Raw genomic sequence first — 24154 nt, 5'->3', positions numbered from 1 at the left:
GTGCTAGGCTTGATATTATAAAAAAGCTCGAAAAATACCATGTCAATGTGCAAACGATTCCTGAGTTTGCTGACATTCTTTCAGGCAAAGCTCGAATAGAAAATATTCGTGATGTTGAGATAGATGATTTGTTAGGGCGAGATAGTGTTCAGCCTATGCAGGAGCTAATGGACGGTTCTATTTTTAATAAAGTTGTATTGATTACTGGCGCAGGGGGCTCGATCGGTGGAGAGTTGTGCCGACAAATTATTGAGCTAAAGCCGAAGAAAATGATACTGCTTGATCATAATGAATTTAGTCTGTACAGCATCGAGCGGGAGCTCAGTGAAAAAAACATAGATCAAGTGGAGCTCGTGGCACTGCTTGGTTCTGTTCAAAATTCCCGTCTGCTAGATTCGGTGATGGCGCTTAATGAGGTTCAAACAATTTATCATGCGGCCGCCTACAAGCATGTTCCTTTGGTTGAAAGTAATTGTGTTGAGGGAATGAAAAATAATGTTTTTGGTACGCTACTTTGTGCGGAAGCGGCCATAAAAGCTAATGTTGAATTATTTGTACTTGTTTCTACAGATAAGGCAGTTCGCCCGACAAATGTCATGGGTGCATCAAAAAGATTGGCTGAGTTAATTCTACAAAGTCTTGCTCAAAAGCAGGAGCAACCCCGTTTTGTGATGGTTCGCTTCGGGAATGTTTTGGGTTCTTCTGGTTCTGTAGTGCCACTATTCCGCAAGCAGATTAAAGAAGGGGGGCCTGTAACAGTCACTCATCCAGATATTATTCGTTATTTTATGACCATTCGCGAAGCTGCGCAGTTGGTTATTCAAGCTGGCACCATGGGGCATGGTGGCGACGTTTTTGTGCTTGATATGGGTGAGCCGGTAAAAATCGTTGATCTAGCCAAGCGAATGATTAGTCTTTCGGGACTCACGGTTAGGGATGAGCACAATAGAAGCGGCGATATAGGCATCACTTATACTGGCCTGCGCCCTGGTGAGAAGTTATTTGAGGAGCTTTTGATAGGGGATAACGTTTCCCCTACTGATCATAGTCGAATCTTTCGGGCGATGGAGCAATTTATCTCCTGGAAAGAGATGGAGCTATTTTTGGCTCGTTTAGCTGCTGCTTGCGAAAGAAATAATGGTGAGTTAATCAAATCGTTATTGCTAGATGTGCCAACGGGGTATCTGGTGGATGCTCCAGAGTTGCCCGACACTAGTAAAGTGTTACGTACTGGTTGATTGAATCCCGGCATTATATTTTTTTGTAAGTATAAGTAACGGGGCATAGGCGATAGTCAGTCCAATTATAGGGTGCAGGTTGCCCATTGATACGGATAGAGCCAAAGGAAAGAGCCATAATAAATTAATGGCAATAGCTGCAAATGTCGTACGTGTGTGTGAATTGAATTGAATTGCTGCTATTTGATACGCGTGCGTTCGATGAGCCTGATGAAAAGCTTGTTTGGTTATCAGGCGGACAAAAAGTGTATAGCTGGCATCGACAATAAAAACTCCGAGCATTATTAGCCAGGCGGCAACAAGATTATTATTCTCTCCCACATTTTTTATTGCTAATAATCCAAAGCTAATCCCCAGAAAAAGACTTCCAGAATCGCCCATGAAAATTTTTGCTTTTGGGAAGTTCCAATACAAAAATCCGAGAGCGCTTGCCGAAATAATTATCATCAAGCAAAGCGATTCTCTATTTGTATCCTCAATAGAATAAATCAATCCCATACCAATGCAGACACTGATAGCTTCAAGTGCTGCCAAACCGTTAATTCCATCCATGAAGTTATATAAGTTAGTCATCCATACCAGAAACAAAATTAGTATTAATACAGTTAGCCCCTTCGCAGCAAGAGATAGCTCGGTCGTCACTCCAATAAAGGCAATGCCTAATCCAGCAAGCACAATCTGGACAATTAATCGTATCCCGACACCCAAGCTAAATAAGTCGTCTGCAATTCCAAGCAGAGCAACAATTCCTCCCGGAATTAAAAACCAAAAAAGTGCTGGCGAACTTATATATCCGAACTTCCAAGCCGCTATGGTCGCAATTACAGATGAGGCAGCTAAAGCAATTCCGCCTCCACGTGGGGTTGGTGATGTATGCGAGCTGCGACTATTAGGTGTATCCAGCAGGCGGCGCCCAAGAAGAACAATGATCAGTCGACAAAGTATTAGTGAGCTTAGTAGCGGTAGGATGAAAAGAATTAACCATTTGGTCACTGAAAAGCCCTTAACTAATTCGTAAATGCGTAATTGTAACTTAGCTTTCGCGATGCAGGGATATCTTGTTGGCTTTTACGGCGGCACCAATATTGGTCACTAAATATTTTAGTGATGCCATATGGTGCGTTTTTATTTTGTGATGAGTGATAAAAAATACATATGTTATTGAAAAGCAATGAGAAAAATATTGTGGTTCAATATTTGCTATTTTGTGGTTCATTTTTGTTTTTATCTAATTTTATTGGTTTTTTGCCCCGATAGTGTGCGGATATTGTTTGGTTTGAAGGTTCTTTCCTATACTTCATGCATTGAACAAATACCAACCGTATCAAAATAGGGCAGTTATTTAATCGATAAGCGAATTACTCAACAAACTAAAATAATCACTCATGGGGTTACTATGAAGAAGATAGGTTTCACACTACTAACGCTAATTGGGAGCTTGCTCGCAGTCAGCAGTCAGGCTGTCATGGCGCAAGAGCCAACCATTAATAGTGCCAATACGGCATGGATTCTGACTTCCACCGCATTGGTTTTGTTTATGACTCTACCTGGGTTGGCACTGTTTTATGGTGGCTTGGTTCGAGTTAAAAATATTCTGTCGGTGCTTATGCAATGCTTCGCGATTGCATGTTTGGTATCAATCCTCTGGTTAATTGCAGGTTACAGTCTTGCTTTCGGGACCGGTAATGCCTGGATCGGTGATTTTAGTATGGTGTTCATGGCGAGCATCACCGAGGACGCTTTGTCGGGCGATATTCCCCTCAGTCTGCATGCGATGTATCAAATGACATTTGCGATTATTACTCCAGCGTTGATCGTGGGAGCCTTCGCAGAGCGGATGAAGTTTTCTTCAATGCTTATCTTTTCTGCTCTTTGGTTGTTTGCCGTTTATATCCCGGTGTGTCATTGGGTTTGGTCAGGTTCAGGCTGGCTATACAACAAAGGTTTGCTGGATTTTGCTGGCGGTACAGTTGTGCACATTACTGCGGGTGTTGCTGCACTCGTTGCCGCCGTTGTTATCGGCAAGCGTAACGGCTTCCCGACAACTGCAATGCCACCACATAACATGACAATGACTGTTACTGGTGCCGGCATGCTCTGGGTTGGCTGGTTTGGTTTTAATGCTGGTAGCGCGTTGGCTGCCAACGGTAATGCGGCGATGGCGATGCTGGTTACGCACATATCAGCAGCAGCGGGTGCTCTTGCGTGGATGGCAATTGAATGGATGCGCTTTAGAAAACCAAGCGTGTTGGGTATCGTAACCGGTATGGTTGCTGGTCTTGGAACTATCACCCCTGCATCTGGTTATGTTGGGCCAGGCGGCGCTTTGGTTATTGGTTTATTGGCCGGTATCATTTGTTTCGTGATGACACAATTGGTTAAGCGTGTGTGGAAAATTGACGACTCGCTTGACGTGTTTCCGGTGCACGGAATTGGTGGTGTATTAGGTACCATTCTCGCAGGAGTGTTTGCCTCGACTGAACTTGGCACCTTCAGCGGTCAAGGTTTTGCGAGCGGGATTAATTCTATGAGCGAGCAATTAGGTGTGCAGTTGTTAGGCGTAGTGGTAACCTTTGTTTACACTGCTATAGTGACTTATATCTTGCTCAAAGTTACCGGTGTGTTTACTTCAGGATTGCGTGTTACTAAAGAAGAAGAGACCATTGGTCTTGATTTGAGTTTGCATGAAGAAGACGGTTATAAGCTGTAACAGCTTTTTCTCCAGATAAAAAGAGGCGCTATTGCGCCTCTTTTTGTTTGTGTTTCTTTTATCAGGAAGCTAATTTCTTGATGTCAGTGCGCTTACCGAAAAGCAATCAATGCTGCAGTAACGGCAACGTTCAGTGACTCAACACCATTGTTCATAGGGATGTAAACCTGTTCGTTGCAAAGGCGAGTCACCTCATTTGAAACGCCTTCCGATTCGTTGCCCAAAACATAAATACATGCTGACTTTGGGGTAAACTTTTTTAGTTCTGTTGTCGCGTGCGATGAAAGGGCACAAATGACTGCGCCACCTGTTTTAAAATCTTGTAAGGCTTGAGTCAAGTCTTTGCAGCGCAGTAAAGGGGCTCGGAACACAGTGCCCGCGCTCGCCTTAATAACCAGCGGATCAATTTGGGCATTACCTTTTTGCGGCAGTAATACCCCGTCAATATTTCCTGCGCACGCTGAGCGAATTATCATTCCCAAATTTTGTGGATTTTGAACTCCATCAAGCGCAAGTAATGTGTAATTCTTTCCGCTATTCTCAGCAAGAAATTCGTCATAAAGCTTGTAGCCACGTAATTGCAGATCAGCTGCAACGCCTTGATCCTGGGATGCATTTTTCGAAATGCGGGATAAAGCTTGTCGATCGTGATAAATAATCTCAGCGCCTTTTTGTTTTGCAAGTGAGATTATCTCCTCGAGAATATCCGCTGACTTATTGCTACTGGCCAGGTGCAAACGGTAAATAAACGTAGCTGGATCTTGCAGAGCTTCCAGTACAGTTTTGCGACCGTAGACTGTCATCAGTGAATCAAAAAAACGTTTTTTTTCCAGATAGGCGGGGCTATCGTCGCGGGGTTTGTTCATGCTGATTTACTTGCGCAAAAGTAGAAGGATATATGAAGGTTACAATGAAATAATTAACTGCAGAGGGCTTTATAAGCTTGTACTGCGTTAGTTAACCCCATTGCGATAGCATCAACGATTAATGCGTGGCCAATGGATACTTCAAGTAAAGCTGGAATCTGGCGAAAGTGCGCTAGATTTTCAAGATTAAGATCGTGACCGGCATTTAAACCAATACCAATCTTTTGCGCATGAACTGCTGCTGCCAAATACGTTTGGAAGAGTGCATCAAGGTCAGGGCTATTAAGCTTATGCGCTTCTGCATAAGGGCCGGTGTATAACTCAATTCTGTCGGCGCCAATGTCTTTCGCCAGACTTATCTGCTCGATATCCGGATCCATAAATAAACTGACTCGCACACCGTTGTCTTGCAACTCACGAATTAGTGGGCGAAGTTTTTCTCCGCTCGTTTTTAAATTAAATCCGTGGTCAGATGTGAGTTGGTCATTTGAATCAGGAACCAAAGTACATTGGTGCGGGCGGACATCATTAACTAATTTAATAAAGCCGGGGAAATCTCCCATGGATTCTGCGTAAGGATTTCCCTCAATATTAAATTCAATACCGGGATGACCTTTTACCAGCTCGCTTAGCTCATAAACATCATGCGGACGAATATGGCGCTGATCCGGACGCGGATGAACAGTTAAACCGTCTGCGCCAGATGCAATGCAAAGCTCGCCATGACTAACCACATTTGGATAGTTGCCGGGGCGCGAATTTCGGATCAGTGCAATTTTATTGAGATTAACGCTGAGGGCCGTGCGGTTATTGTTGATCATTAATGGGTACCACCAATGCATCTTTAAAAGCGGATGGTTTTGGCGCATTTTGCGATTCAAGCAAGGTGCGCAAGGAGGCTGCATCAATACGTGATGTGCTTAATATGCGAATGATGTAATCGGGCGCCTCCGGTAGCATTTTTAATCTTCCGCGAGGAGATTGAGCAATTTTTTCAAGCACTTCAATGCCCACGATGACTTTTCCAAATACGGTATAGCCAGGTCGGGTTTGAGTTGCGTTGAATTCCGGATTACTTTTCAGGTTCACATAAAACTGTGCGGTGGCACTATTCGGATCATGCTCTCTTGCCATTGCAATGCTTTTGTAGTCATTTCTAAGCCCATTAATCGACTCATTAACTACAGGATTGCGCGTTGGTTTTTCAACAAAGTCCGATGTGATGCCACCGCCTTGCACAAGAAACCCGGGAATAATACGGTGGAAAATAGTGTTCTCGTAAAAGTTACTATCTACGTAACCTAAAAAGTTCTTCACCGTTTCCGGCGCTGCATCGGGATATGTTTCTACCACGAAAACGCCCAAGTCGGTTTTGACTGCAACCATAATGTTTTCGGCTGCACGTAAATCTGCTGCTGCAATCAAACAGAAGCCCAATGCTAATTTAACAATGCGATTCAGCATGACTTTAAACTCTTAGCGCCACTCTGATCTGCGCTTACGACGACCAAATGCCTGCAGAATAAAAGAAAGCAAAACGCCACCAAAAATCAGGCCTCCACCGTAGACCCATTGGTTGAAGTTGTCGTTATCTTTTAATTTTTCATTCTCTGCTTTGAGTACGTCGGCATTAGTTTGAAGCAGTTGATTTTCTTTCAGCATACGCTGATGTTCTTCTTCCAGGTTAAACGCAGTAGTAGCTGCCTGACGCATGTCTTCAGTGTCTGCGAGCAATTGTTGATGCTCTTGCTGGATTTTTTCCAGTTGCGATTTGAGTTGGGTATTTTCAGTTTGCAAACCGACAACATCACGTGATGATCCAGACAGGGCTGCCAGTTGCAATGCTGCAGTAGGTTTGTCGGTAAGGTTCTGGCTGCGCACCCAACCTTCTGTACCATCTGGAGTCGTGACGAGTGACCAGAGATTGTTATCGCTGCCGGTTTCCTCGCGAATAAAACTCAATTTGGTCCCGCTTGCTACGCCTTGCTGCAAAATGCTGGCTTGAGGGGCTTTATCACTGCGCACGGGGATATAGATAACATCTGAGACATATTTGTCTGCGGCAATGGCAGGCACATTAATGAGTGACAAGGTGAAAATTGATAGCGTACAGCCAAGCAAGGAAATTTTTTTCACAGTTGCTCCAATCCTTAAAAATGAAAAAGAAAAAACTTAAGGCAAAACTTTCTTAAAGGGTTTTACGACAACTTTGGCGTAAACACCTGCAGCAATATAGGGATCTGCATCTGCCCATGTTTGCGCTTGTTCCAGAGACGCGAATTCTGCAATTACCAAGCTGCCGGTAAAGCCGGCTTCACCTGGATCATTGTTATCGATTGCAGGGTGTGGCCCTGCAACAAAGAGTCGGCCTTCATCATTCAATTGCTGCAAACGGGCAAGATGGGCAGGGCGCGCAGCTTTGCGTTTTTCAAGGCTATTTAAAACATCTTCGCTGATTATGGCGTAAAGCATGTAACTCTCTCTTGAATAAGATCAATTGCGCATTTTGCGCGAAATAAGCGCGCGCTAGTTAATTGTCGCTACCATCATTAATAACTTCTTCCAGTGTTAGATGTGTCAGCAAGCGAATGCTACGAAACACATAAAACAATGTGCCCATCATGATAATCATCATTGGAAGGGCGATTATGGGATAGCTGAGGGCGGTCATTTTACCCAATTCTGCGTTGAATTCTGTGGTTCCGGGCTGACTGACCAGAATTATTTTCGCCAATACATAATTCAATACGGATGACAAAAAGAAAGAGGCGGCAATCATCAATGATGCATTGGTTAAAGTGCGTTCAAAATGCTTTTGATTGCCATGTTCTTGAAGCGCAACGTCCACCTTATTAATTTTCAGTACCTTGTCGTTATAGATAAACGTCTTCACCAATGGATAGCGCGTTTTGATAGAAAACAGTGTGACCAAGCCTAAAATGCCGGGAATTGCAGCCTCTTTGATTGCGAAATACTCAGGTGGTAAATGTAATAGGCTAAGCCCGCCGGTGAGTAACACACTGACAATTCCCAATGCGGAAAACACATTAATTTTTCTATTGATAATAAAGTCGCGCAACCCGTAAGTGATAGGAAAGGCGAGGGCAACAATTAGTCCCCAGGTTGCGCCGAGATAATCGTCGCCGCTGAGCTTGGTCAAAATCAGCGTCGGAATGACGATATTCATCAAAAGGTTGGCCCAAAAACTTTCTTTTTTCGGCTTTGGTCGTGAATTTGTGGGCTCTACACTTGGTTTATCAGCTAACATGCTCACATTCTTTTCAGTGCTATCGTCGGTCATGACCAATCCTGGTGATGTACTTGTCGTGTGGGGTTTGAGTGATATTTGATCTGCATTGCCATACTCATTTTTCTGACGGGTTGCTTAGCCCGGAGGCCGTGATTGCGCGTGCGAAAGAGCGCGGCGTGTCAGTGTTGGCAATTACGGATCACGATACCATAGCTGGTCTTGGTATTGCACAAAAAGCCGCATTGGAATCAGGGATCACCTTGATAAACGGCATCGAATTTTCCAGCCAATGGGGCAAGGGCGGCGTACATATTGTTGGTCTTGGCGTTGATGTTTCGTCTCCTGCGCTGATCGCTGCGGTGGAGTTTCAGGAGCAGGCCCGTAGTGCGCGAGCAATAGCAATTGCTGATCGTCTATCCAAAGCTGGTTTTCCTGGCGCTTTGGCTGGTGCGCAAGAAATCGCGGGGAGCGCAATTCTCGGGCGCCCGCATTTCGCCCAGTATTTGGTGGCGATTGGTGCAGTCAAAAACATTAATGCAGCGTTCAAAAAATATCTCGGCGCAGGCAAGCCTGCCGATGTGAAATATCAATGGCCGTTGATGGATCAGGTAATTGAATGGATTCACGCTGCTGGCGGAGTTGCCGTGCTCGCACACCCTGCAAAATATGAGCTGACGCGAACAAAAATGTGCGCTTTGATCAGTTCATTTGCCGCTGCAGGTGGCGATGCATTGGAGGTGATCAGCGGTTTGCAGCAAGCGGCTTTAACAGAAGATTTACTGCGTATCGCTAGCAGCTATTCATTGCATGCTTCATGCGGTTCTGATTTTCATATCCCCGATCAGCCTTGGCAGGAGCTGGGCAGTTTCGGTCATTTGCCTGCGCACGTGAAACCTGTGTGGGAACTACTAGGTTATCCCCAATAACATCAATAAGACATTCTCTGTTCTACCCTGTCTATATGTATGATCGGTAGATTGTTGTAAGGAGCAAAATTATGGCCCAATTTTTCCAAATCCATGCAGAAAACCCGCAGCACCGCCTGATAGTTCAGGCGGCTGACATTATTCGCAAGGGCGGAGTGGTGGTGTATCCAACTGATTCGGCCTATGCCCTCGGTTGCCATATTGGCGATAAAGATGCGCTTGAGCGGATTCGCTCGCTAAGAAAACTCGATAAAAATCATAACTTTACGCTGATGTGCAGAGATCTTTCCGAGCTTGCGACATATGCGCGCGTAGACAATCAAGCATTTAGGCTGATTAAGAATCACACCCCAGGCGCCTATACCTTTATTCTCGAAGCGACGGCAGAAGTGCCACGTCGCCTTTTGCATCCAAAGCGTAAAACCATAGGGTTACGTGTGCCTGATAACCCGATTGCACTGGCGTTATTGGCAGAACTGGGTGAGCCGCTGATGACCAGCAGCTTACTTATGCCGGGCGAAGAATTTCCGATGACCGACCCTTACGATATTCGCGATACACTTGAGCACTTTGTTGAATTGGTGATCGATGGTGGTTATTGCGGGCTTGAGCCGACCACTGTTATCGACCTTACAGATCAGCTTCCACAACTGGTGCGCCAAGGCAAAGGGGATTTCTCGCCTTTTGATCCTAACTAATTGATGTATAAAGAAGTTGCCAGATGGATATCTATGCTGTCCGGCGCCAGCTGAAATGGCTATAATGCCGCCCTTATTCGCTGCGGCCTCAGGCTGAGCAGCCAGTCTATCTACTTGTGAGTTACCTTGCGTGAGCGAAACCCTCGAATCCAAAGAGCCTCAAGAGCTTGCCTCTCCTCAGGACGCAGCGCCGGATGCTGCTATAAGCACTGACGGTCAGGAAGCAGCACATGAGTCCAAGGGGCCTCAACAAGGTGAGATGCCATTTGCCGTAGTGCATGGCAAGGCTTATACCCAGTTGCCGCAGGATTTATATATTCCGCCAGATGCACTTGAGGTATTTCTTGAGGCGTTCGAGGGGCCGCTGGATTTATTGCTTTATCTGATTCGTCGCCAAAATATCGATATTCTGGATATCAATGTATCGGAGATCACCTCCCAGTACATGGCGTATGTTGAGCTGATGGAAACCCATCAGTTTGAATTGGCGGCGGAATATCTGGTGATGGCCGCAATGCTGGCCGAGATTAAATCACGCATGTTGCTTCCGCGTTCTTCGGAGGAGCATGAGGAAGAGGAAGATCCGCGCGCGTCGTTGATTCGTCGCTTGCAAGAATATGAGCGCTTTAAGCAAGCTGCTGTCGATCTGGATCAGGTGCCGCGTGTGTCGCGCGATGTTTTTCCGGTTACTGCCGCTGGCCCCGATCGCAGCCTCACACGTCTTGACCCGGATGTGGAATTGCAAGAACTGCTGCTGGCGCTGTCGGAAGTGTTGCGCCGCGCCGATATGTTTGAGAGCCATCATGTATCCAAAGAAAAACTCTCCACACGCGAACGTATGGCGCAGGTGCTGGATACGTTAGCGCATCAACACTTTGTACCTTTTGTTAGTTTGTTCAAGGCGGAAGAAGGGCGCCTTGGCGTGGTCGTCACCTTTCTTGCGGTGATGGAATTGATTAAGGAATCGCTGGTGGAAATTGTTCAAAGTGAATCGTTTGCACCTATTCATGTTAAAGCCAGAACACAATGACAAACGAAATTGATATCACTGACGATTCTCTCGATGAGGATATGGATTCATCCGTTGAACTGGGCGAAGAATCGCATGCTTCCCATGAGGAGTCCGACACTGAGGAATCCGCAACCGTACCTGTAACCCAGATGCCTGTTGATGCCGAGCTACTGCGCAAGATTATCGAAGGTGCGATATTGGCGGCAGGTCAACCTATGACAATTGCACGCCTGCTCGAATTGTTTGATGAAGAAGTCGCGCCGAGTAAGGAAGAAATCGCCGCAGCACTGGTCGATATCCAAGCCGCCAGCGCAGAGCGCGGCTTTGAATTGAAAGAAGTAGCCTCCGGCTGGCGCTTTCAGGTGCGGGATAATCTTGCTCCCTGGGTTAATCGCCTGTGGGAAGAAAAGCCGCAAAAATATTCGCGTGCACTACTCGAAACATTGGCGCTCGTTGCTTATCGCCAGCCGATTACCCGTGGTGATATTGAAGAGATTCGTGGCGTTGCGGTTAGCTCGCATATTATGAAAACGTTACTGGAGCGCGACTGGGTAAAAGTTGTTGGGCATCGCGATGTTCCCGGACGGCCTTCGCTGTTTGCGACTACACGCCAGTTTCTCGATTATTTTAATTTGAAAAATCTGGACGAATTGCCTTCGCTCAGTGAAATCCGCGATTTAGATGAATTGAATCCGGTATTGGATTTGGGCGAGGCAGGCTTGGGCGAGAAAGATACCGATCCGCCGATCCCTGATGAAACCACCGCTACCACGGTTTCAGAAGAGAGCGTAGACGATACCGGCACTGCAGAAATATCCAGTGCCGAGGACACCCTCTACGAAGAAGGTTTTGTCGATGGTGAAGATGCTTTTGTCGATGCAGATGATGAACCAGTAGCAACTGATGCTTCAGCTGAAACGACAAGTGACGATGAAGAAGAACCCCGCAGCGTATAGCTGCTAAAAACCTATGGTGAAGAAAATCAACCAGGATAAACCTGAAAAACCTACCAAGGCTGTGAAGCCAGTAGTTGCCGGTAAATCAAAACCTGCAGAAAAAAAAGCAGCTTTTGGTAAATCAGCAAAAGACAATTCAACTAAAAAACGCGATGCAAGCGATAGATCCGCGAGCGAGCGCCCCTCTGGCAATAGACCTGCAAAATCAGCGGGAAAACCTGCTCCAAAGTCTGCCCATTCTGCCAAGCAAAAAGCAGCTCCGGATGCTGATGGAAAGGCAGTTGCCTCCAGTACTCCGAGCGATGAAAAACTACAGAAAGTGCTCGCTCGCGCTGGCATAGGTTCGCGTCGGGAAATGGAGCGAGCCATTGAGGCGGGGCAAGTAAAAGTGAATGACAAAATCGCCAGCCTGGGCGATAGAGTTACCTCACAAGATAAAATTTTTGTAAACGGCCAGCGTGTTGTCTTGCGCAGTGAACTCACTCGCCGTCGCGTTATTCTGTATAACAAACCAGAAGGCGAAATTTGTTCGCGCTCTGATCCGGAAGGTCGCCCAACTGTTTACGATCATTTGCCTGCATTAAAAGGTGAGCGTTGGATTTCAGTTGGCCGACTCGATTTCAATACCAGTGGCCTTTTGTTGTTTACCAATGATGGAGAGCTGGCCAATAAATTGATGCACCCGTCATCAGTGATCGATCGCGAGTATCTTGTGCGTATTCAAGGTGAAGTGACTGATGATATGCGCCAGAGTTTGTTAAAAGGCGTAGAGCTTGATGATGGTGTCGCTCGCTTTACTGACATCGTGGATGGTGCCGGCGAAGGTAAAAACCGCTGGTTCTATTGTGTGGTAATGGAAGGGCGCAACCGCGAAGTACGTCGTTTATGGGAGTCGCAAGGCGTAAAAGTAAGTCGCTTGAAGCGTGTGCGCTATGCGAACATTTTTATTCCTTCCCATGTACGTGTTGGTCAGTGGACAGATCTCACCGAGCGTGAAATTCAGGATTTGTGTATGACGGCAGGTTTTGACAGCTCGACTTACACCCGCATGATGGAGCCAACGCGTGATGAGGCCGCCCAACGCGAACGTCACGACAAGAAATTGCGTGCTGCATCAGCAGCTCCGCGCCGTACAAAAGCTCCTGCGCGTAAGCGTCCGCCAATAGTTGAGTAACAACTATCCCAGCGAAATAAAAAAACCACGCATTTCTGCGTGGTTTTTTTATGCGGCTGTATTTTGCTTTCACACACGAATTAGTAATTCATCACTGCTAATGACACGATTTCTGCCGGATTCTTTCGCTGCGTACAGCGCCTTATCGGCACGTTCAAATAAATCATTGATATGTTCTTTTTCGTTTTGATGGCGTGTCGCGATACCAATACTTACAGTGGCGCTGATATTTTTGCCGTTGTAAGCGATATGAGTTTCCGCAATTTGCTGACGAATGCGCTCCGCAATTATTTTTGCTCCGTCTGCATCGGTTTTTCCGAGTACCACAACAAATTCTTCACCACCGTAACGGAAGGTAATATCAGAACCCCTGCAAGCAGATTGAATTACCTTGGCCACTTCACACAGCACTAGGTCGCCGCGGTGATGGCCGTAGTCATCATTAATTCTTTTGAAAAAGTCCACATCAACCATCAATAAAGACAAGTCATGCTGGTGGCGTTCCGCCATTTGCAGCTCGCGGCGAAGGGCTGAATCCAATGCGGCACGATTACCAACCAAGGTTAATGGATCCAGTAATGCCAGGCGCATTGCAGTTTGATAGCGAACTGCATTGCGCAGAGGATAAATCAATGAGCTGAGCAAAAACTCCAGCGTCAGTAATTCAGTTTCGGCAAAGCGTTTGCTGCGATTGAAAATAATTTCGCCCAAATAGCCTTCATCAGTAGTTAGGCGGTAATCGCAATGATGTAAGCATTCGCGTCCGATTTTCAGGTCGGTAGTGCCGTTAGCGAATTTAAATACAATCCCGGATACGCTCACGATTGCCTGGATATGTTTATAGAACAGATTAAGCACTTCATTCGGATCAAGGCTCATTTGCAGCGCTTGGGCCAGACGGACACGCGTGGCGAGTTCCTGTTCCGGTGTAAGTGGGTGGAGAGGAATGCTGCCTGCGCCGCTCGCCTTGTGGGCGCTGGTCACCATAGTCATGTCCCGCATAATCTGTACCTGTCACGTTGAAATGTTATTCGTCGCTTAATTGCCGCTTTTGCATATTTAAGCGTCCGTGACTGACATTTAGCGAAATTCATGCCATCTGATTTTCAATTTTAAAATGTGTTATTAATCAATTGGATAGACTATTTAGTTAAGACGGTTTGGTGATTTTATCGTCAGGAAGTCCACGCCAAACACTCGTGGAAGCGGAAAGGTTTTGCCGCCAGTCAAAAGATTGTCGGCAAAGAGTTCTTTCAGCGGAAGGCTAGCGGTAGAGAAAACCTGAGTAAGCTAAGTGAGTTGCTCAGGTTTTGATTTGCGGGAGAAGCACACCCAGGCTAAGTCCGCCTTCCGGGCGGTTTTCCGCCCAGATGCGGCCTTGGTGAAGCGAAACGCTGCGCTGCGCGATGGCGAGACCCAACCCATATCCGCCGCTTTCGCGCGCGCGCGCTTGATCGGTACGGAAGAAGGGTTGGAAAATATCTTCAAGGGCGTCATCAGGCACGCCTGGGCCTTGGTCCATTATTTCTACGCGATACTGCTCGCCATCTCCGGTTTCGCTCAGGACTATGCAAATCTCACAGTTTTCCGGTGTATAGAGCAGAGCATTGCGCAGAGTGTTTTCAAAAACACCGACCAACATGTTGCCGTGGGTTGCAACCAGCGCCTCTTCTAAAGAGCACTTAAAGCGAATGTTGATATTTTTTTCGTAAGCTTCTGCTTGATAGTTATCCATCAAGGTTTGCATCAGGCTCACCAAATCCAATACGTCATCCAACACCCAACTGTCCTGGCCCTGTACCGGTAAGGTGAGAATATCGGTGATGATATCGTTCAAATAGTCAGCAGCTTGTTTGATACGCGCCAACTCATTATCGACAAGTCCATTACTACGCTGCCGCGCCAACGCGAGTGCAATTTGCAAGCGTGCAAGTGGCGTACGCAATTCGTGCGATACATCTTTAATTAAACGCTTCTGCTCCTGCATTGCTTTTTCAAGTCGTGCGGTCATGTGGTCGAAGTCGCGACCAAGCGCAGCGATTTCGTCATTGCGACCACGAAATTGTTCGCTGATACGTACGCTCAAATCACCACGGGCAATTTGGTGTGTGGCTTTTTGCAGTGTATTAATACTGCGTGTGAAATGGCGCGCGAGAAAGAAACAGGCAGAACCGCTAACTAATATAGATACCAATAACAGCGGCCAAATATTATCGAGAAATAATTCCCAAATAATATCGCGATCTTGTCCTTCATCGCGTCCAGACGAAATCGTAATGAGCTTCACACTATTGCCGTCGTTTAGCGTGATATAGCGGCCAAACAATTTGCGATTGCGATCCTGAACTTTATCGAATGGATGCTTAAAAGTTAGGCGCGGGGCGAGAAACATCACACCGGGAGGAAGTGGGCGGTCGAGCAGATCGCGATTTTCTTTATCGATGGCGTAAACAAAGCGCGTCGACCAAGCGGGCATTGCGCGCAAATCTTGAATTAATTGGCGGGTATTGCGATTTACCGCATTGCCCACCAATTGAAACAGCAATCGCTTAGCGGGGTCATCGTCACTTGCGCCGCTGCTATGCTGAAAATTGCCCTCTGGTGTCATGTCGAACCAGTGCACAACAATATTGGTGCCGATAATAATCGCCACCGTAATCAACCAGAATGTAAAAAATATTTTTAAATAAAGACGCGTCATTAACTTACGGATTCATCATCATTCATGGTCAGCATATAGCCAGCGCCGCGCACGTTAATGATCAAATCCTTTGAGGAGCCAGCCGCGGTAATTTTTTTGCGGATGTTGCTTACATGCACATCGATACTGCGATCATAAGGCGTGAGCTTGCGATTGAGCGCTTGCTCAGTCATATCGTCTTTGCTGATCACCTGACCTGCACGGCGAACAAGAATTTCAAGCACACTAAATTCAGTTCCAGTCAGAGGAACTTCCTGATTATCCCAGGTGGTTGTGCGTGTACCTAAATGCAGCGATAGCTTGCCGGATACCAAACGCTCAATACTGCTTGGGGTAACTTCTTTTTGATTAGCGCGACGCAAAATTGCACGGATGCGTGCTACCAGTTCACGCGGGTCGCAGGGCTTGGACAAGTAATCGTCAGCGCCGATTTCCAGACCAATAACGCGATCAACAGTATCGCCTTTAGCGGTGAGCATAATCACCGGAGTTTGGCTGTGTTGACGCAGGTTTTTTAGCACATCAAAACCATTGCGGATCGGCAACATTACGTCCAACACAATGGCGGAGTAGGGTTGTTTTAACGCGAGCTCAAGCGCAGTTTGACCGTCATAAGCCGTATCAATAGCGAAGCCTTCTGTTTGCAAATATTCGCTCAGTAATTGACTGAGTTCTTTGTCGTCGTCGATGAGAAGAACTTTAAGCATAGCGATTTACAGTCCCCTGTGATGGAAGGCGGTGAGTGTGCACCAGCCCTAGATGAGAGTCATGATTCTTTGGATTTCATTAACCAATCTTAACATTATAGCCACCATAATGAATTCACTGGCTCTGATTCTGGAGTCTTCAACTGAGTACCACAATTAGTGAGTCCATTACATCCAGAGGAACATGATATGAAATCGAACAAATTTTTAGCGACCGGCATTTTATTGTTAAGTATTGCCAGTATAGCCATGCCAACTCTGGCCGGCGATGGCAAAGGCCGTGACGGCAGGCACCATGCATGGGCAGGGCAAGAAGGCTTTGGCGGTGGCGACTTTAGACACGTTGGCAAAGCGCTTGATTTAACTGACGCTCAAAAAGAAACCCTTAAAGCCCAGCGCGAAAGTGATAAAGCTGCCCGCGAGGCGCTTCATGCCAAGCTGTTCGAAGCGCGTGAGGCTTTGACAACTGCTGTTAACTCAGGCGCAAACGATGCTGAAATCAGCGTATTGGCTGATGCGCTTGGGAAATTGCATGCAGAACAAGCCTTGGCTGGCGCAAAAGCACAAAAGGCGTTCCTTGCTGTGCTGACCGCAGAGCAAAAACAGACCCTGGCTGAACTCAAAGCCAAACGTCAGGACCGTAAGGGCGAGCGTAAAGCTGCGCGTGAATCTGCACAAAGCTAAACCTCAATCCTCTCACTTAACGATAACCCCGGCTCGCCGGGGTTATTTGTTTTCAGCTATCTGCTTTGCGGGCTTGCTTGAAAAGCCTAATCTTGGGAAAATCCGCGCCGTTTTTAACCATCCTACTATTTCTGTATCCCGAGGTTATTGTGGCCCAAATAGGTCTGTTTTTTGGTAGTGACGAAGGCAATACTGAGCGTGTCGCTTATCGTATCCAGCAGCGTTTTGGCGCTGATGTCGTCGATGTGCGTGATATTGCTGATGTGACCCAGTTGGATTTCGCCAACTACGACAAAATTATCCTGGGTATTCCCACATGGGATTTCGGCCAAATACAGTCTGATTGGGAAGAGTTTTGGGACGATATTGCCGCAGTAGATTTCTCGGGCAAACAAGTTGCGCTGTTTGGTTTGGGCGATCAATTTGGTTACGGTGACTATTTCCTTGACGCCATGGGCATGTTGCACGATGTAATTATCCAAACTGGCCCGGAAATTATTGGCCACTGGCCAACTGAGGGCTATGAGTTCGAAGCATCAAAAGCAGAAATTGCCGGTGCAGGAATGTTTGTTGGCTTGGCATTGGACGAAGACCAACAAGAAAATCTCAGCGCTGCGCGTTTAAATCGCTGGTGCACTCAAATCCATGTGGAGTTTGGTTTGGATTCTCCGCTGGAAATGTTGGATGACTAATTAGCATCAATCTAAAACAGGCAGGGATGCTTTGTTCGATTAAAACTCGTCTGTTATAACGATAATAAAAATTGCTCTAGTTCAATGCGGTCATCCCGGTTTAGCGCCGAATACCTTTCACGCGATATCCTTGCCTCACCTCCATGCCACAAAATTGCCTCTGTTAAAGTTTGTGCACGGCCATCATGCAAATAGGATTGGTACTCGTTGATAAACTCCGTCAATCCAACTCCCCATAACGGTGGTGTGCGCCAGTCACGACCGCTGGCCTTAAAATCGGGGCGGTAATCTGCCAAGCCTTCGCCCATGTCATGTAGCAATAAATCAGTGTATGGCTGGAAGGTTAGATTTGCTAAATGTGGGAGCGGATAATTTTTCGCAGTTTTCATTTCTGTGCGATGGCAAATTGCGCAGCCAATATCAGTAAATATTTTTTCACCGGCTTTTACTTGCGCATCATTAATGTTGCGTCGAGCGGGCACGGCGAGATAACGAAAATAAAATTCCAGATATGCAAGCTGCTCATCTTTTAATTCAGGCGAGCCACCACTTGATGCAGTCAAACATGCTTGTTGATGAGGTAAGCAATTTTCGTGAGGTAATAAGCTGGACGTAATTCCTAAATCCCCAAGCATTGCATCGACTGTTTGGCTGCGCAGACTGGCTGAATTCGCTTTCACACCAAATCGACCAATACGGGTTTGTTGGCTGGCGATATCCCATACTTGGTTAACTTTGCCTTTGATACCATCGGGTTTTCGCTGCTGAGCGAGCGAGAGTAAATCTTTTTCACTTACTGCATCCAATAAACCAAGCCCATAAACAATTGGGCCTATGCGCGCCGACGTTAATACTGGTTCCTGTTCTTTATCAAGAGGCCCGTAATTTAATTCACTAAAACTAAGCTGTGGTTTACGTAAACGTATTTTTGTTCCATCAGCCAGTTCAACTACGTGATACTCCCATTGCAATTGTGCACGGCCTTCGCCGGGCACTCCCGGTACGCCTTCTTCATTTAGCTGATTACCGTAACGAGGATGTGGCTTTGGGCTACCCACTGCATTTTTTCCCGGCACGGATAAACGAACCAACATAGATTGCATGCGCTCGTTCGGACTGTCGGGTGCTCGTCCGCGACCATTTTTAGGATGGCAGGAAACGCAGGCAATACGATTGTAGAGCGGCCCCAAACCGACAGCTGTATCACTTGCGGGCGCAATTACCCAACTTTGGCGAAAGAGTGCACGACCGCGAAAAAATTTCTCCAGCTCTGCTTCGTTTAATCCAGCAAAAGGTTGCGCATAAGCTTCGCGAGTTTGGTTGCTGGTGATATGACGATCTTGCTGTTTACCAGCCGATACACCGGCATCGGCCAGTGCTGTTTTAGCAACTACCATCAGACATAAAAAAATCTTTATTGATTTGAAGGTCATAATTCCGATAGTTTGAATTGTGCAGTTAATAATTGTTGTGCGGCTGCGATGCGCTTATCCGTTGCTTCGCGCCAACGACGTTCAGCTTCTCGCAATTCGGGTTTGGCACCTTCCAGGCGATCACGAAATTGTTTTTGCAATTCGGGATTAGCTGCTTCCGTTTCAGATAGTGGAACTGAAGTAAGTAACTTGCGTAATTCCACCTGAGGTTTACCTGCTGCTTCCAGTGTGTGCAATTTTTGCCACAATTCGCAATGCTCTTGATGGCGGTATGCAAGATGGTGATCAAACAACGCGGTTACTATACCCAAGCGATTGCGTCCACGATCATTGTCGTAATCTAATTCTCCTCGCTCTGCGGCGGCAAACGGTCGATAGTAATCAACGGATAGCTTCTCATAAATCGAAGGCCGAACTGGCAGTTTGCGGATATCAGCGTGTGTGAGAAGGGACTGGCCTTGTGCAGATAAAACAAAATCGGTAAAAACTTTTGCTGCATCCAGCTTGTCAGTTCCTGCAGTAATGGCAATGTGTGCTGGATTAATTCCGCCGCGATCTGGATACACAAAACTGATTGGTGCTCCATTGGCAATGGCTGAGGCGATAAAAAAATCAATCGATAACCCAATTGCCACTTGTCCCGCGCCAACTTTGTCGCTAATAAAACCACCGCCTTGTTCGAGCAATTCGGCATTGCCGCTGATCTCACTCCACAGTGCCCAACCCGCATCCCAGCCATAACCTTGTAAGAGAATATCAATTAGCACCGGCGCAAAACCTACGCGCGCCGGATTGGGAACTGCGATCTGTCCGGATAATTTCGGATTGGTAAGGTCACGCCAGGTTTTTGGTGCGGCAACTTTCAACTTTGTTAAAGATTGCGTATTAATTGCAAAGCCAAAACCGGCCATTTCAGTTGCAGTGAAATATTTTTCATTATCACGCAGGCGCGTTTTGCCGATAGTCTCTGGCAAACCATTAAGATCTATATCCAACTTGCGAAAAGCACCTTCCGTTTTAAGTTGGTTAAACGTTCGCGGTGATGGAGACCAGTAAACATCCACACCACCTTGTTTAGGTTGTTGCAAATAAGGAAGGGCGTCCTGCGGCATACGCCAAATAATTTGCAAGCGATAATCCGGATGCGCTTTTTCAAATGCGGCTTCCATACGTGAAGTAACATCAGCCGGATAGCTCGTCATAACTGTGAGTGTTAATGGTTCTGCGTATAAAGGTAGCGCTACACTGGCAATTGCCAGCGCAGCGCCTTGCAATAAACGGCGGCGAATTAAATTAACAGTTGAATACATATCAGGCTCCACTAAAGGCTGTAGTTCGCTTGCAGGAACCAGGTGCGGCCAGCTTCCGGAAATCCTTCGCTATATTCATATAAGCGATCAAATGCATTGCGAACACCGGTTTCGATCAGCAGTTTTTCATCAAGAATGCGATACCCGGTTTTTATGTTAGTCACACCAAAGCCAGTGGTTTGCTGTAAACCGTTACTGGTGGTGTAGCGAGAGGAAGAAGCTTCGGTGGTGGCAGTAACATTCCACGCACGCGTAATATTCCAGCGCAAATCAGCTACAAACTTATGATGTGGTGTATCAATTAAATGTACGGCAGGGGATGTGATGTTGTCGCGATCAAGATAGCTATAAACAGCGCCCAACTGAACATCGCCAAGAGAATAGTGCAGCCCGGTATCTGCCCCAGTTGCACGCACCTCACCAATATTTTGCATTTGCGAGCAAGGTGGTGATGTACAAGCACTGGCAGGAATACTGATCGCTTGAATCATATCAGTGATTTCCGAATGAAAGACGGCAATGTCCCAGCGCAATTGATTATTAAATTTGTGTTCGTAACCTAACTCGATGTGATCAGCTTCTTCACTGCGCAGATCCGGGTTGGGAATTGCACTGCCCATGCGATAAGAGAAGCGATCTTTAATAGTTGCAAAACGATGTTTACGTGCGCCAGTTAAATGAATGCGCCCCTCATCGGACACACGATAAAATAATCCCAGCGTTACATTGTTTGCGCTGTTGTCACCTTTGGGAAAATCAGAAATTACACCAGTATTTGCATTGTAATCTTCTGCTTCCAGACTCTCGCGCCAATCGTGGGAAACGCCTGCGACCAAGGATAATGAGTCGGTGATATTGTGGGTATCTTCAAGTGCAAGCGACTGCGTGCGGTCGCTGGTTTTACGCCAGGGTTCACCTGCGTTGTGCTCGCGATGAATATCTTCTTTCCAGTGATACGCTGCTTTGAGCAAATTATTGCTAGCTACCTGAAAATCCAATTGTGCACTTGCACCGTTGGTGTAATCGTCATACCAACTTTTAAACGAAGACGGACGATTTTGAGTGGTGTAGGTTGCGTCATCATAAGTGAATAACGAGTTTTGATAAGTATCGTGATAGGCGCGCACCTTCAATGTGACTTTATCCCACTGAGTGTTAGTCACCAGATAAATACTGTCTTTGTCCCACACCGGCCACTGCCAATAACGAGCATTAATAGTGGATATCGCACCGGCGTAAGGAGGGTTTCCTTTCTCGCCTTGTTGCGATGAATAACTCAGGCTGTATTCATCGGTTTCATTAGGCGTAAGCGCTACTTTCAAACTGTATTTGCGGTCTTCGCTGTAGCTGTTCTCACGCTCATCGCCATTTTCAAAGCGTCGCGCAGGAAAATCATCTGATAAGGAAAAAGCATCTACATCCAAATAAGAAAGTCCAGCCTGTATATACCAACTGCCTTGGTTACTGCCAATGTTGGTGTAAACCCGGCGAGAGTTATTATCGCCACTGTCATCCCAGGTTGTTCCTGCGCCGATTTCTCCTTCCAATAATTCGCCCGGTTTGCGGCTGACTAAATTGATTGCACCACCCAAAGTATTGGGGCCGTAAATTAATGAACTGAACCCTTTTGCTACATCGATATGTGCAACACCAAAGGTATTGAATCGCCCTAAGTCTACGTAGCCATCATAAGGGACATACACAGGAACTCCGTCGAGGAATACCGGTACCTGGCGCAAATCAAAACCGCGTACATAAATCATTTCCTCGTTGCGTGCACCTACTTTACTGAGGCTGACACCGCTGCTGAGGTTGAGCGCAGCACCTACGGTTTCTTTGTCATAAGCACGAATGGTCTCAATGCTGATGCGCTGGGTATTGTCGTCTTCCGTATTCTGCGCGTTGGCTGTTACGACGATAGTTTCCAATTTGGGCGCATCGGCAAATGCAATACATGGCAGGCTTGTGGCGATAAGGCTGGCAATAAGTGTTGAGAGCGGTGTTTTGTGAATCATGATGTTTCCTTGGTCTTTAAAGGTTCGATATATCTTTGTGTATATATCGATAGTTAAAATTTTTTAACCGAGATAAGTATTCCAATAATGCATTACTGTTGAAATTGCACTCGGTATATTCTGTAGAATATACCGACATAAAGCAAACAAGAGGCCAATTTGCAAAATTTGTGGGATGTTCAATGGATGATTGATTAAGAGGCGCTTTCCAACAAGCGGAGCTTGTTTTTGCACCAATTCATAAGCTGGCGAGGAGTTTTTTGTTGCAGCTTTTGGTGCAAGAGGAGTGATGGATGCATCATATCAATGCATTGCCGGTAGAGGTTAAATGTTAATTCGGGGTGATCAGAATTGATTTCAGCTCTGAACTTTTCAATGGCGACACAAGTTCAGAGCCGAAGTCAGTCTGGAATTTGGCTCAGTCGTTAAACAATCACGCCTCTGCTACAAATACTGCGCGTATAGGGGCAGGGTGGCCTTCTGCAGTTAGCGATGAATCTTCAGGGTGTAAAAATTCCGGTAGCGAGTGAAAGCGCATCCACTCTGTTGCGCGTTGCTCCTCGGTTGTCGTGGGGCACACATCGACAACCCGAGGATTATTGAATCCCATTTTGCGCAACCAGGACAACATAGTCTCGCAGCTCGGCAAGAACCAGACGTTGTTCATCATGCCGTAGCGACCTTCCGGTACTAATACGTCGCCGAGTTTTCCTTCAATCACCAATGTTTCCAACACCAGCTGTCCGCCAGGGCGTAGGGTATTTTTCAATTCAAGTAGATGATCCATTGGCGAGCGGCGATGATAAAAAACACCCATGGAAAAAACCGTATCAAATGCTTGTAGTTTTTCGGGTACATCTTCAATGCCGACCGGCAGAACATCAACTGGATAATCCGCGCCAGCAAAATGTTTGATCATGTGGAATTGCACTATAAAGCGCGGCGATGGATCAATACCAATTACCCGTTTTGCGCCAGCGCCGAGCATACGCCAGCAGTGATAACCGTTGCCGCAACCCACATCGAGAATCAGGCGATCTTTTAATGGAGCGAGATGGGGTAATACACGATCCCATTTCCAATCCGAGCGCCATTCAGTATTTATGTGAGTGTCGTGAACAAAGTAAGGGCCTTTGCGCCAGGGAATTAATTCCTGCAAAACACCGCGAATTTCTGCGCGGGTTTCTTCAGTGCAATCACTAGCTTCACCTATGCGCACTTCATCTGTCAGTGCAACACTAGTGGTATTAACCTGGGGTAATTTTTCGAGCGACTTTTTCCAGCCCGGTAAATCGCCGTAGCGTTTCTCGCACAGTCCTGCTGCAATTTGTTCGGGTAGGCGCTCAGCCCAACTGGCTAAAGGTGAATCTTTTAAAGCATCAAGCAATTGATCGTAATTAATTCGTGACACAGCGTTTTCCTGAATTATTTAATTGCAATCAATGATGCAAAGTTAAAGCATTGAAACCAAACATCGACACTGCTAAATCCAGCCTGACGCAAACGTTGGCGGTGAGCGTCGAGTGTTTCGGGAATAAGATAGTTTTCGATGGCTGCACGTTTTTGTGCGATTTCCAGATCACTATAACCATTGGCGCGTTTGAAGTTGTGGTGCAATTCGGTCATCAATTGCTGGTGAGGTTCATCATCAAATGCTACTTTCTCGGAGAGAATTAATACTCCGCCGGTATTCAACCCGTCGCAAATATTGCGCAGCATTTCCAAGCGCTCATCGACCGGAATAAATTGCAGGGTGAAATTAAGCACGGCCATGGATGCATT

At 46.5% G+C, this 24154-nt stretch carries 22 protein-coding genes and 2 pseudogenes; 9 read left to right on the top strand and 15 right to left on the bottom strand.

Going from position 1 to position 24154, the window contains the following annotated elements:
* On the top strand, positions 1–1238 hold a 1238-nt coding region (locus AAGC78_RS10740), incomplete at its 5' end, for a UDP-N-acetylglucosamine 4,6-dehydratase family protein (protein WP_435784074.1).
* Here AAGC78_RS10740 and AAGC78_RS10735 read toward each other — a convergent pair.
* The gene (locus tag AAGC78_RS10735) at positions 1224–2231 is read right to left on the bottom strand and encodes an MraY family glycosyltransferase (protein WP_435784073.1); all 1008 of its coding nucleotides are present in this window, start codon (positions 2229–2231) and stop codon (positions 1224–1226) included. The genes AAGC78_RS10740 and AAGC78_RS10735 overlap by 15 nt on opposite strands.
* 472 nt (positions 2232–2703) lie before the next feature.
* On the opposite strand from AAGC78_RS10735, the gene AAGC78_RS10730 reads away from it, so the two are divergent.
* Positions 2704–3948 carry an ammonium transporter gene (locus AAGC78_RS10730; protein ID WP_435784076.1) on the top strand — a complete coding sequence of 415 codons (1245 nt, stop codon included), beginning with the start codon at positions 2704–2706 and terminating at the stop codon, positions 3946–3948.
* 92 nt (positions 3949–4040) lie between these two features.
* Here AAGC78_RS10730 and rlmB read toward each other — a convergent pair whose 3' ends face one another.
* The 6 genes from rlmB to AAGC78_RS10700 are packed head-to-tail and all read right to left on the bottom strand — an operon-like array spanning position 4041 to position 8115.
* Complete coding sequence (gene rlmB, locus AAGC78_RS10725) at positions 4041–4814, bottom strand: 23S rRNA (guanosine(2251)-2'-O)-methyltransferase RlmB (RefSeq protein WP_435784072.1); 774 nt, start codon at positions 4812–4814, stop codon at positions 4041–4043.
* Between the two features lie 53 nt (positions 4815–4867).
* Positions 4868–5635 carry a pyridoxine 5'-phosphate synthase gene (locus AAGC78_RS10720; protein WP_435784071.1) on the bottom strand — a complete coding sequence of 256 codons (768 nt, stop codon included), beginning with the start codon at positions 5633–5635 and terminating at the stop codon, positions 4868–4870.
* Entirely contained in the window at positions 5622–6239 is a 618-nt protein-coding gene (locus AAGC78_RS10715) for a peptidylprolyl isomerase (protein ID WP_435784070.1), read from the bottom strand. Before AAGC78_RS10715 ends, AAGC78_RS10720 begins: the two co-directional genes overlap by 14 nt.
* Before the next feature lie 51 nt (positions 6240–6290).
* Positions 6291–6950: a TIGR04211 family SH3 domain-containing protein gene (locus AAGC78_RS10710; RefSeq protein WP_435784069.1), complete on the bottom strand. Its 660-nt coding sequence runs from the start codon at positions 6948–6950 to the stop codon at positions 6291–6293.
* 36 nt (positions 6951–6986) lie between these two features.
* Complete coding sequence (locus tag AAGC78_RS10705; RefSeq protein ID WP_435784068.1) at positions 6987–7286, bottom strand: YciI family protein; 300 nt, start codon at positions 7284–7286, stop codon at positions 6987–6989.
* Between the two features lie 58 nt (positions 7287–7344).
* Positions 7345–8115 (bottom strand): VC0807 family protein, encoded by a 771-nt coding sequence (locus tag AAGC78_RS10700; RefSeq protein WP_435784067.1) that lies wholly within the window; start codon positions 8113–8115, stop codon positions 7345–7347.
* 38 nt (positions 8116–8153) lie between these two features.
* Here AAGC78_RS10700 and AAGC78_RS10695 point away from each other — a divergent pair, with 38 nt between their 5' ends.
* The 5 genes and pseudogenes from AAGC78_RS10695 to rluB form a co-directional block, all read left to right on the top strand.
* Positions 8154–8990, top strand: a complete 837-nt coding sequence (locus AAGC78_RS10695; protein WP_435784066.1) for a PHP domain-containing protein — start codon at positions 8154–8156, stop codon at positions 8988–8990.
* Positions 8991–9061: 71 nt separating this feature from the next.
* Positions 9062–9688 carry an L-threonylcarbamoyladenylate synthase gene (locus AAGC78_RS10690; protein ID WP_435784065.1) on the top strand — a complete coding sequence of 209 codons (627 nt, stop codon included), beginning with the start codon at positions 9062–9064 and terminating at the stop codon, positions 9686–9688.
* 202 nt (positions 9689–9890) lie between these two features.
* Positions 9891–10718, top strand: a complete 828-nt coding sequence (locus tag AAGC78_RS10685) for a segregation and condensation protein A (RefSeq protein WP_435784075.1) — start codon at positions 9891–9893, stop codon at positions 10716–10718.
* On the top strand, positions 10715–11656 hold the full coding sequence (gene scpB / locus AAGC78_RS10680) for an SMC-Scp complex subunit ScpB (protein WP_435784064.1): 942 nt from the start codon (positions 10715–10717) through the stop codon (positions 11654–11656). The genes AAGC78_RS10685 and scpB overlap by 4 nt, the downstream gene beginning before the upstream one ends.
* A gap of 295 nt (positions 11657–11951) precedes the next feature.
* A pseudogene (gene rluB / locus AAGC78_RS10675) lies at positions 11952–12830 on the top strand (23S rRNA pseudouridine(2605) synthase RluB); the annotation flags it as partial.
* Between the two features lie 69 nt (positions 12831–12899).
* Here rluB and AAGC78_RS10670 read toward each other — a convergent pair.
* The 3 genes from AAGC78_RS10670 to AAGC78_RS10660 all read right to left on the bottom strand — a co-directional run bounded on the left by AAGC78_RS10670 (position 12900) and on the right by AAGC78_RS10660 (position 16238).
* The gene (locus AAGC78_RS10670) at positions 12900–13832 is read right to left on the bottom strand and encodes a GGDEF domain-containing protein (protein ID WP_435784063.1); all 933 of its coding nucleotides are present in this window, start codon (positions 13830–13832) and stop codon (positions 12900–12902) included.
* 301 nt (positions 13833–14133) lie between these two features.
* A complete protein-coding gene (locus AAGC78_RS10665; RefSeq protein WP_435784062.1) occupies positions 14134–15531 on the bottom strand; it encodes an ATP-binding protein in 1398 nt (465 codons plus the stop codon).
* A complete protein-coding gene (locus tag AAGC78_RS10660) occupies positions 15531–16238 on the bottom strand; it encodes a response regulator (RefSeq protein ID WP_435784061.1) in 708 nt (235 codons plus the stop codon). Before AAGC78_RS10660 ends, AAGC78_RS10665 begins: the two co-directional genes overlap by 1 nt.
* Before the next feature lie 189 nt (positions 16239–16427).
* On the opposite strand from AAGC78_RS10660, the gene AAGC78_RS10655 reads away from it, so the two are divergent.
* Entirely contained in the window at positions 16428–16922 is a 495-nt protein-coding gene (locus tag AAGC78_RS10655; protein ID WP_435784060.1) for a Spy/CpxP family protein refolding chaperone, read from the top strand.
* A 149-nt stretch (positions 16923–17071) separates the two neighbouring features.
* Positions 17072–17614, top strand: a complete 543-nt coding sequence (locus AAGC78_RS10650; RefSeq protein ID WP_435784059.1) for a flavodoxin — start codon at positions 17072–17074, stop codon at positions 17612–17614.
* A 53-nt stretch (positions 17615–17667) separates the two neighbouring features.
* On the opposite strand, the gene AAGC78_RS10645 is transcribed toward AAGC78_RS10650, so the two are convergent.
* From AAGC78_RS10645 to AAGC78_RS10625, 5 genes and pseudogenes are all read right to left on the bottom strand, one after another.
* Positions 17668–19011: a di-heme oxidoredictase family protein gene (locus AAGC78_RS10645; protein ID WP_435784058.1), complete on the bottom strand. Its 1344-nt coding sequence runs from the start codon at positions 19009–19011 to the stop codon at positions 17668–17670.
* A 32-nt stretch (positions 19012–19043) separates the two neighbouring features.
* Entirely contained in the window at positions 19044–20357 is a 1314-nt protein-coding gene (locus AAGC78_RS10640; RefSeq protein ID WP_435784057.1) for an ABC transporter substrate-binding protein, read from the bottom strand.
* An 11-nt stretch (positions 20358–20368) separates the two neighbouring features.
* Positions 20369–22372, bottom strand: a complete 2004-nt coding sequence (locus AAGC78_RS10635; RefSeq protein WP_435784056.1) for a TonB-dependent receptor plug domain-containing protein — start codon at positions 22370–22372, stop codon at positions 20369–20371.
* 433 nt (positions 22373–22805) lie between these two features.
* Positions 22806–23783, bottom strand: coding sequence for a tRNA 5-methoxyuridine(34)/uridine 5-oxyacetic acid(34) synthase CmoB (cmoB, locus tag AAGC78_RS10630; protein ID WP_435784055.1), 978 nt, complete (start codon positions 23781–23783; stop codon positions 22806–22808).
* A gap of 14 nt (positions 23784–23797) precedes the next feature.
* Positions 23798–24154 (bottom strand): annotated as a pseudogene (locus AAGC78_RS10625) (carboxy-S-adenosyl-L-methionine synthase CmoA); the annotation flags it as partial.

The organism is Cellvibrio sp. (assembly GCF_039207905.1).
Classification (GTDB): domain Bacteria; phylum Pseudomonadota; class Gammaproteobacteria; order Pseudomonadales; family Cellvibrionaceae; genus Cellvibrio.
The sequence above is the reverse complement of the archived record's forward strand: the minus strand, read 5'-3'. Positions and strand labels throughout refer to the sequence as shown.